This window comes from Novosphingobium soli (genome assembly GCF_042432915.1).
Taxonomy (GTDB): Bacteria; Pseudomonadota; Alphaproteobacteria; order Sphingomonadales; family Sphingomonadaceae; genus Novosphingobium; species Novosphingobium soli.
In genome coordinates, this window is sequence record NZ_JBHLWK010000049.1 from 1 (window position 1) to 1,445 (window position 1,445).

The following is a 1,445-nucleotide window of genomic DNA, read 5'->3' on the forward strand; positions in this document are numbered from 1 at the left end:
GATGGCTTATCGCGAGGAAGCGGTAATGCGGAGGAGCGCGGCGTAACCGGCGAATTCCCATGATAGTGTGCGCAGTTGCTGCGCATTATATTGGTTGCGAACCTCGGCGGTCCCTGGACCAGCTGAGGAGGCAATCATGTTGAAGTTGCATGACGAGTTGATCACCGAACTCTCGAATTCGCTCACCACACAGAATTACAATCCCGTGGTCGTGGCGAACCACCGTCTCTACGCCCGCGCGTTTCTCGATTATCTGGCCGAGTGCGATATACAGGTCGAGACTGTGACGCCGCAGCAGGTCGATCAGTATTTTGGCTATGCGGTTCAGGATTTTGAGATCCAGTACGGTCGGCCTCCCAGTGCGCGTTGGCACATGTTGCCCCGCACCGCGATCGCCAAGCTCCTCCGGCTTGCTCAAGGCAATTGGCCCCCGGACGCAGAAATGATCGGTCCCGATGACGAGCATCGACATGAAATTTGCCGCGAATACGAGGCATGGCTGCGCGAGGAGCGCGGTTTGGCAAGCGCGTCCATTGCGGCGCTGATGTGGGAGGCGCGAAACTTCCTGCGATGGCAGTTCGACCGGGCCGGTGCCGCCAGCCTCGAAACGTTGAGCATCGTGGACATCGATCTCTACATGGACATGCGCGCGCCTGGTTTACGGCGCAAATCATTGGCCGATGTCGCTGAGCGTCTCCGTTCGGTGGTTCGCCATCTGCATCGGACGGGTCGCATCCCGACCGATCTGACGCCACACATCATCGGCCCCATGCTCTATGCCTACGAAGATGTGCCGTCGACGCTGGAAAGGAGCCAAATCGCCGCGGTTCTGGCGACAACGCAGGAGGACAGATCGCCACGCGGACTACGCGATTATGCGATACTTCAGCTGCTTGCCACGTATGGGCTGCGCGAAGGTGAGATATGCCGCCTTCGGCTCGATGACGTGGACTGGCGCGCAGAATCCCTCCGGATCTGCCACACCAAGACCAACGCGTACTCGTACATGCCGCTAATGGTGACTGTTGGTGAAGCGCTGCTGGATTATCTGCGCCTTGGGCGGCCCCAGGTTGAAGTGCGGGAAATCTTCGTCCGATCCTGCGCACCCTATATCGCAATGACGAACCTGTACGGCATGATCCGCGGTCGGTTGGCCGCCGCAGGCGTAGTGCCAGCAGGAAAGCGGGGGCCGCATGTCTTCCGCCACGCACGTGCGGTCGAAATGCTGCGGGCATCGGTCCCGCAAAAGATCATCGGCGACGTGCTCGGGCATCGATCCACCGAATCCACCAATACTTATCTCAAACTGGCAACAGATGATCTCCGAGCCGTGGCACTCGAGGTGCCTGGAATGGAGGTGCTGTCATGAGCGCCTGGCACGATCCCGATCGCACCGTCGTCGACGCCTTCCTGGTAAAATCGCAGTTCCGGCCGGGAAGCGTACC

Annotated in this window: 1 protein-coding gene; it reads left to right on the forward strand. The window is 59.8% G+C overall.

All coding sequences use genetic code 11. The features are described 5' to 3' along the window. Positions 1–136 precede the first annotated feature (136 nt). Entirely contained in the window at positions 137–1,369 is a 1,233-nt protein-coding gene (locus ACFFJC_RS21205) for a site-specific integrase (RefSeq protein WP_007015824.1), read from the forward strand. The last annotated feature ends 76 nt before the right edge of the window (positions 1,370–1,445 follow it).

What these genes read in the sequence shown, in the direction of transcription:
- ACFFJC_RS21205 (WP_007015824.1), top strand. Translation starts at nt 137, where the DNA reads ATGTTGAAGTTGCATGACGAGTTGATCACCGAACTCTCGAATTCGCTC.